Consider the following 7564-nt stretch of genomic DNA (forward strand, 5'->3'; position numbering starts at 1 on the left):
GCCGGAGGGGTGGTGCTCGCTGCAGGCGACACCATCCCCGACGGGGTGACAGTCGGCGACCACCTCACTGCGAAGGAGTCAGTCAGTGCCAGCACTGGCAAGCCTCGACGACGTGGAAGCACGTCTCGGGCGACCACTGACGAGTGACGAGACCGAGCGGGTGCTGGGGCTCCTCGATGAAGCCTCGGCATCCGCCCGGGCCTGGATGGGATGCAACACCGATCCCGACCCAGTGCCCGACGATGTCGCACTCGTCGTGTCCCGGATGGTCGCAAGGATCATCGACACACCACCGTCATCGGCTCAGGTTCCGGCACACATGGATCAGTTCTCGCGGTCGATGGGTCCGTACTCATCGTCCGGGACATTCACGGAGGGCTCCACATCTGGGTCGCCGTGGCTGACAAAGGACGACAAGCGGATTCTGCGCAGGTTCGGGTGCCGCGGCAAGGCAGCGAGTTTCCCCACATGGTGAACTGGCCTGTCAGCCCGCGCGACCGCATGATCGTCGACGGCGTCGAGTACGAGGTGATCGGCGAACCAGAACGCTACGACCGCTCTCCATTCGGCACCATCGAATCGTTCCCGACGCCGTTCACTGTCGGACACAGGATCTTCGACGCCAACGGTGAGGACGCGCACGGTAACCCCGTCGAGTCCTGGTCCGCTCCGGTCGAGCGTGCAGTCCACGGTTGGGCGGCGCCACGCACGGACGAGCCGAAGCTGGCCGGCCATGACCGCGACATCGTCGAGATCGAGCTGTACGCACCGGAGTGGCGTGTGATCAACCTGCGGAAGGTGAACGGGTGATCGAGATCGTGACCGGCGCCGAGGTCAACGAGGCGACCGGGAAGCTTGAGGAGGTGTACGACACGTTCGACGGGCCCGAAGTCACGTGGGTGACCGAACCGTCCGGTGTCCTCGTGGTGATGGAGCGTCCAGGGAAGCTGTGGGTGGCGTACGCGCCGGGCTCGTGGCAGAAGGTGAGGTCCGTGTGAGGATCGACTGGAACGTCAAGGGCTTCTACGAGCTCAGGCGTGATCCCGGCGTGATTGCTGAACTCGAGTCGCATGCTGAGCGGATCTGCGCTCGTGCGAATGCGATGGGCAAGGGCACGTATGCGACCGGCAGTCGGCAGGGCATGATGCGGCCACAGGGACGCTGGCGTGCCTCCGTCGTCACCGCCGACGCGAAAGCCATCGCCGACAACGCGAAGAATCACACGCTGATTCGAGCGATGTCATCGTGACCGCGCCGCTCGCCGAAGCGATCCGGGTCCTCAAGGAGGGGACCGGACTGCCGACGTCGGGGAAAGTCCCGAATCCGCGGCCCTCATCGTTCCTGCGGGTGGTTCGGGCCGGCGGTCAGCGCACCCGCGCGGTCGATCACATGCTGCTGATCGTCGAATGCTGGGCACCAGACGGGCCAGCCGCCGAACAGTTGGCCATCAAGGTGAACGACATCCTCGCCGCGGCGCCATACACATCGGAGGCGATCATCCTGTGGGGTGATGGGGACCGCGGCGTCACCATCGCAGACAACCCAGACCCTGACATCACGACACAGCACCGGTGGACAGTCACTGGTCCACTGCATTGCTTGACCTTCTGACACAACTGAATAGACCCTTCGGCTCCTGACCAATCTGCCTAAGAAGGGGCAAACACCATGGGAATCAAGGACACCTACTCGGCGAAGTCCGCCGGACCTCAGGGTGGCGTCGCATTCGTCGCCCCGGTCGGGACCGAGCTGCCGACCGACGCCACCTCGGAGCTGCCTGCCGCGTTCCTCGCAGGAAACCTCGGCGTCCTCACCGACGAGGGGCACCTGCGGAAGATCACCCGCACGTCGAACACCGAGAAGGACTACGACGGCGGCGACTACATCATCAACCAGAACGAGTACGGTGCCACGTACGAGTTCACGGTCTACGACGTCGACCTGGAGTCGGTGAAGAACCTGCTGTACGGCGCGCACAATGTCGAGTTCATCCCGGCGGATGCGACCCACGGCAACCGATACAAGGTCACGCACAATGCCGACGAGCTGCCGCTGCAGTCGTTCGTGTTCTGGACCAAGTCGGGCAAGAAGAAGGCTCGCGACGTCATCCAGTACGCGAAGGTCGATGAGCTCGGCGAGATGCCGTTCAAGACCGGCGAGGCATCGAAGGTGAAGGTGACGCTGAAGGTCACCAAGAACGACGACAACGACTACATCTACGAGTACGGCGACGACGGTGAGACCGCGCCCGGACCCGTGACCGTGAAGGTTGTCGCGACCGGCGTGTGGCGTTTCGGCGTCGGCGGACAGCTGTCGGCACCGCTGTCGGAGACCTCGACCAACACCGAGGTCAAGGCGGCGATCGAGGCAATCGCCGGAGTCACCGGCACCGTCAACGTCACCGGCGCGACCGTCGGCACTTACGACGTCAGCCTGTCGGACGGCGGCACCGTGTCGGTGAACGGTGCGGCGACGCTGTCCTGACCCGTAAGACCTGGCCCAGCGGGGTAGTCATACCCCTCTGGTCAGGAGCCGATGCCCCGCTGGGCCGGGCTCACTCCTGACCACCACCATCCATCCCGACAAACAGAAGGCTCCTGACCAATGGCAAAGCACATCATCACTCCGGCGGACTCGCCTGACGTGCAGGTCGAGTTCGAGATTCCCCGTGCAGGGAAGGCTCCGCTCGAGTTCACTGTGCCACGGATTGACTACTCGGCTGACTTCGAGAAGAGGCTGGCTGATTGGGCTGGCGAGCGGATGAAAGTGACACAAGACGGGGATGGCGCTGATGTGGTGCCGGATCCGATCAGTGATCGAGAGGCAATCATCGCCCAACTCCGAATCGCCGGAAACCTCAAGGCTGCGACAGTCAAGCAGATCGAGACGTTGACGAACGGTGAGCTGAATCAGATCTACGGGATCTGGACCGAGCAGTCGAAGGTCACTGTGGGGGAATCCGAAGCCTCCGACTCCTGATAGAAGGGGATCACTCGGGGGCGATCAACACAGATCTCCGATCCAACGGGTTCCCTGGCGTCGACTGGGCCGGAACCATCCACCTCTCCTGGTGGGAGCTGCAGCAGTTCATCCTGAATCTGCGGCAGGACAAGACGTCTGCGCTCTACCGGGCACTCCATCCCGACGATTGGATGTGGGCCGACGTCGACTCACTCCTCCTCGCCGAGATAGCGACCGCGGTCACCAACCTGCGGTGGATGGAAGCGATAGCGCGAATCGGTGATGAAGAGGAGTTGCCGCAAGGCTGGGAGCTGCGGGCTTACGGTCCAGCTGACTCTGGAGGGGATATTGATGCTGAAACGGGCAACGAACAGTCGAAGCTGGACCTGGCGCGAGCAGCCGCAGCTGAGCTCCTCGCCTAACCGTCACTGAGCTGGCGGAATGTCCCAAGTCCAACCTGCGGTGTCGAAGTAGTGGAGAGACAACTTGGTCGAATCTGCGGGCACAGCAAACACCATCTCGCCGCGGCCCTTTTCGCCGATGCCGAGAGTGGTGTGGAACGGCCCGTAGACAGAGGTGTCTCCGTTGGGAATGCAGCCATACTCGGTCTTTACTGGGGTGACGTATCCGTCATCCGATACGCCGTTCCAGAACTGAGAAATCAGTACCCCAGCAGGTGAACTGCGCGGTGTGACTCCGGGCATCGGCGCCTGCGCATTCGCATCGACCTTGACTCGAATCAGTCGATCATCCGGCTTCAGGTCGTCGAGCGCGTATGACGAGCACTCCGAACGATCTACCGGCGAAATCTCAGTGACCTTGAAGACCAGAGGGCAGTCCTCGCTTTTGGCGTTACATCCCCAGTAGGCCTTCTCGCCCACGGCTTTGTGTACCGGCTTGTTGACGTCAGCTGACGCAGATGGTGTTGCCGCTGCCGTCGTCGGGCTTCCTTCATCTTGCGACGAGCACCCGGCGATTCCAGACACGGCAGTTGCGGAAGCAACTAGCGCGATCGCGACCTTCTTCATGCGCGGGATCCTATCGCGCCATTCGGACATTCCACCTTGCGCCCTCTCGCGCTCATCTGATCGGAGGACACTCCTGTGACTGAACTGGCCGTAGGGTACGTCAGCCTCGTCGCCACGACGGACAAGATTCCGCCCGCCGTTCGGAAAGCACTCGGCCAGGCCGAAGGCGAAGCTGAGAAGTCCGGCAAGGCCATGGGATCGAAGATGTCTGGGGCGCTCGGAAAGGCGCTCAAGACCGGCGGAGCGGCAGCGGCGGCCGCGGGTGTCGCAACTATCGGCACTGCCATGGTCAAGGGCTTCCAACGGCTCTCTGCGATCGATGACGCGAAGGGTAAACTCGCCGGCCTCGGTGTGACCGCTGCCGACACGTCCAAGATCATGGACAGCGCCTTGACGGCCGTCCGCGGCACCGCATTCGGGTTGGGCGATGCCGCCACAATCGCGGGCAACGCGGTCGCGGCCGGGATCAAGCCGGGCCAGGAGCTGACGAAGTACCTGTCGATGACTGCGGATGCGGCGTCGATCGCGGGTGTCTCCCTGTCCGATATGGGGTCGATCCTGAATCAGGTCCAGACGGGCCAGATGGCGTACACCGACGATCTGAATCAGCTCGCTGACCGCGGCATCCCGATCTATCAGTGGTTGGCTAAGGAAGCTGGTGTGACCGGCGCCGAGGTCAAGAAGATGGCGTCGGACGGGAAGATCTCGTCGGAGATGTTCTTCGCCGCGATCCAGAAGAACATCGGCGGTGCGGCCCAAGAAGCCGGGAAGACTGTCCGCGGCGGTTTCCAGAACATGATCGCCGCGCTCGGTCGTCTCGGCGCTGCGGCTGAGCAGCCATTCTTCAGCCGACTTCCGGGGATGTTGGCGGGCGCAACGACCGCGATCGACAATATGACGCCCACGGTCACTCGACTCGCGGAAGCCCTGGATCAGAAGATCTTCGAAGAGTGGGGGCCGAAGCTGCAGTCTGCGATGCAGGCGGCACGAGACTCCGGAGCTATCGATGAACTTCTGTCGACACTGAAGGGAATGGCCCAGGCTGGCATCGACGTGATGCCAGCGTTGACGGGCATCGGTCAAGCGCTGGCTCAGGCGTCAGCGACGATCGGTATCGGGACCTGGCAACTGTTCCTGACGACCCTGCAGGCAGCAACGGGCGTTCTGAACATCATCAATCCAGGCCTGCAGACGCTCGCGGATCTCATGAAGGCGCATCCGGCACTCGTCACCGCAGCACTTGGCGCTTGGGTCGGATTCAAGACCGTTCCAGGGATGATCTCGAAAGTCAGCGACGTCCTGTCGCCTTTGACCTCTCGAGTGACTGGAGCTCGCGACGCCTTCAAGGGCTTCGGCGAGCAGATGACGCTACAGCGGACACTGGCGGCCAACAACGGAATCGAGTTGGGCCGATTCGGCGGCGCTATGGCCGTGGTCCGGACGCGAGCATCGGGCATGCGGCAGGCACTGCAGGGTTCGCTGGATGTCTTGGGCGGGCCATGGGGAGCCGCCGCCACAGGCGCGACCGTCGCAGGCGGCCTCCTCGTAGCTTCATTCCAGCGTCAGAGCCAGATCTCGGCTGAGTATGACTCCGCAGTGAAGAAGCTGACCGAGTCGCATTACGCGCTATCCAAGGCTCTCATCGCATCCCAGGGCGTCGCGACGGAAGACGTCATGAAGATCGCGACCCAGCGAGTCGATGAATACCGCGAGAAGACGGACGCCGCCGCGCGAGCTGACGGCAAGTGGCACGAGGTCATGTACGACGGCATCGGGAAGTTCCTCGGCCTGACGAAGGCCGGCGAAGGTCTCGCCGACATGAACGATCGAGCCGCCGCGAAGGCCCAGGGTGCTCAGCATGCATTCGATCAGCTCGGCATGTCCACGGAGGATGTGTCGAAGAAGCTGTATGGATCTCAGCGTGAGTGGAACATCTTGCAGTCGCAGTTGATGGCCATGGGTCCGGCGGGTATGCAGGCTGTTTCGGATCTTCGCGTACTGCGAAATGAGTTCGTGCAGCAGCAGAACATTGCAAAGCAGATGACTCCTGGGTTCACCGAGGTATCAGATGCAATCAAGACACTCGGAGACGAGTCGGCGTCTGCTGCGGACAAGCAGAAGGCCCTGCTTTCGGCGATGAATGCGCTGAATCCGACCAAGGATAAGGCCGAAGCGATGAAGCAGTGGGGCGACCAAGTTCGCTCTGCAGCCGATGCTGCTGCTGGGATTGATGGTTCGGCGTTGGGCCTTGACCCCGCGGGTTGGACACGCTTGATCCTGGTCTCAGACCAGGGAAAGCGAGAAGATCTAACCCGATGGCAAAGAAAAATTACTCCGAAGAGTTCCGCCGCGACGCAGTCGAGCTGTACCGCGACACCGGCGGCGCGACCGTAGCCGGGATCGCCGCCGATCTCGGCGTATCCCACGGCTCCCTGACCACATGGCTGAGAAATGCGGGTATCCCGATCCGCAGACCCGCCGCCACCGCTCCGGGGCCCGGCACCGGCGAGACACCCGAGCAGGAAGCCGCCAGGCTCCGCGCCGAGGTCGCACACCTACGCGCGGAGAAAACCAAGCTCGAAACCGAACGAGACATCCTGCGGTCGGCGGCAAAATATTTCGCCGGAGAGACGAACTGGTGAACCGCTTCCAGTTCGTCGCAGACCACTCCGACACCTACCCGGTGAAGCGGTTGTGCCAGGTCATCGATATCGCCCGCTCGTCGTACTACGCATGGATCAACGCCGCCGAGAAACGAGCCGCCCGGGCCGCAGCCGACGCTGAACTCGCCGACAAGATCCGCGCCGTCCACACGGTGGACAACACCTACGGGCGGCCCCGGATCACCGCCGAGATCAATCACGGACAACCCGCCGACCAGCGGATCAATCACAAACGGATCGCACGGATCATGCGCGCCAACAACATCGAGGGCCTGCGACTGCGCCGAAAACACCGCACCACCATCGCCGAACCAGCCGACACTCCGTCGCCGGACCTGCTCAACCGTGATTTCACCGCGATCGCACCGAATACCCGATACGTCGGTGACATCACGTATCTGCCATGCGGGGACAATGAGTTCTTGTATTTGGCCACGGTGATCGACTGCTTCTCCCGCCGCCTGGTGGGCTGGTCGATCGCCGAGCACATGCGTACCGAACTCGTCGAAGATGCCTTAGGTGCCGCAGCACTGACCCGCGGCGGTCTTGCCGGTGCAGTGTTCCACGCCGATCGCGGAAGTCAATACACCTCAAAGGGTTTCGCGATGATCTGCGCGAAGTTGGGTGTTGCGCAATCGATGGGAGCGGTGGGCACGAGCGCGGACAATGCCCTGGCCGAGTCGTTCAATGCGACACTCAAACGCGAAACGCTGCAAGGCGCAGCCCGCTGGGAATCGCCCCGGGCGGCAAGGCTCGCGGTGTTCCGGTGGATCACCCGCTACAACACCCGACGCCGGCACTCGTACTGCAACTATCTCAGCCCTGCCGACTACGAAAACGCTCACACATCCGATAGCCTGCAGAAAGCCGCGTAATCACAAACCCCGTGTCCAGTTTCCGGGGTCAAGGCCC

General features: G+C 62.7%; 10 protein-coding genes. 9 read left to right on the top strand and 1 reads right to left on the bottom strand.

From position 1 onward, the window contains the following. Positions 1-85: 85 nt before the first annotated feature. The 7 genes from GSI01S_RS20090 to GSI01S_RS08120 all read left to right on the top strand — a co-directional run bounded on the left by GSI01S_RS20090 (position 86) and on the right by GSI01S_RS08120 (position 2979). Positions 86-475 (top strand): hypothetical protein, encoded by a 390-nt coding sequence (locus GSI01S_RS20090; RefSeq protein ID WP_006896030.1) that lies wholly within the window; start codon positions 86-88, stop codon positions 473-475. Then, positions 469-810, top strand: a complete 342-nt coding sequence (locus GSI01S_RS19515) for a hypothetical protein (RefSeq protein WP_006896031.1) — start codon at positions 469-471, stop codon at positions 808-810. Before GSI01S_RS20090 ends, GSI01S_RS19515 begins: the two co-directional genes overlap by 7 nt. Beyond that, on the top strand, positions 807-998 hold the full coding sequence (locus GSI01S_RS08100) for a hypothetical protein (RefSeq protein WP_006896032.1): 192 nt from the start codon (positions 807-809) through the stop codon (positions 996-998). The genes GSI01S_RS19515 and GSI01S_RS08100 overlap by 4 nt, the downstream gene beginning before the upstream one ends. Then, entirely contained in the window at positions 995-1249 is a 255-nt protein-coding gene (locus tag GSI01S_RS08105; RefSeq protein ID WP_006896033.1) for a hypothetical protein, read from the top strand. The genes GSI01S_RS08100 and GSI01S_RS08105 overlap by 4 nt, the downstream gene beginning before the upstream one ends. Further along, positions 1246-1611 carry a hypothetical protein gene (locus tag GSI01S_RS08110; RefSeq protein WP_006896034.1) on the top strand — a complete coding sequence of 122 codons (366 nt, stop codon included), beginning with the start codon at positions 1246-1248 and terminating at the stop codon, positions 1609-1611. The genes GSI01S_RS08105 and GSI01S_RS08110 overlap by 4 nt, the downstream gene beginning before the upstream one ends. Positions 1612-1668: 57 nt before the next feature. Next, complete coding sequence (locus tag GSI01S_RS08115; RefSeq protein ID WP_006896035.1) at positions 1669-2484, top strand: hypothetical protein; 816 nt, start codon at positions 1669-1671, stop codon at positions 2482-2484. Between the two features lie 120 nt (positions 2485-2604). Further along, positions 2605-2979 (top strand): hypothetical protein, encoded by a 375-nt coding sequence (locus GSI01S_RS08120; RefSeq protein WP_006896036.1) that lies wholly within the window; start codon positions 2605-2607, stop codon positions 2977-2979. Positions 2980-3386: 407 nt separating this feature from the next. On the opposite strand, the gene GSI01S_RS20095 is transcribed toward GSI01S_RS08120, so the two are convergent. Then, the gene (locus tag GSI01S_RS20095; protein ID WP_006896038.1) at positions 3387-3989 is read right to left on the bottom strand and encodes a hypothetical protein; all 603 of its coding nucleotides are present in this window, start codon (positions 3987-3989) and stop codon (positions 3387-3389) included. A gap of 75 nt (positions 3990-4064) precedes the next feature. On the opposite strand from GSI01S_RS20095, the gene GSI01S_RS08130 reads away from it, so the two are divergent. Both GSI01S_RS08130 and GSI01S_RS08135 read left to right on the top strand, forming a co-directional pair. Next, on the top strand, positions 4065-6383 hold the full coding sequence (locus GSI01S_RS08130; RefSeq protein ID WP_006896039.1) for a tape measure protein: 2319 nt from the start codon (positions 4065-4067) through the stop codon (positions 6381-6383). Next, a protein-coding gene (locus GSI01S_RS08135; protein ID WP_085950748.1) for an IS3 family transposase occupies positions 6305-7527 on the top strand; the annotation gives its coding sequence in 2 pieces (ribosomal slippage) (positions 6305-6611 and positions 6611-7527; 1224 coding nt in all). The genes GSI01S_RS08130 and GSI01S_RS08135 overlap by 79 nt, the downstream gene beginning before the upstream one ends. The last annotated feature ends 37 nt before the right edge of the window (positions 7528-7564 follow it).

The organism is Gordonia sihwensis NBRC 108236 (assembly GCF_000333035.1).
GTDB classification, from domain to species: domain Bacteria; phylum Actinomycetota; class Actinomycetes; order Mycobacteriales; family Mycobacteriaceae; genus Gordonia; species Gordonia sihwensis.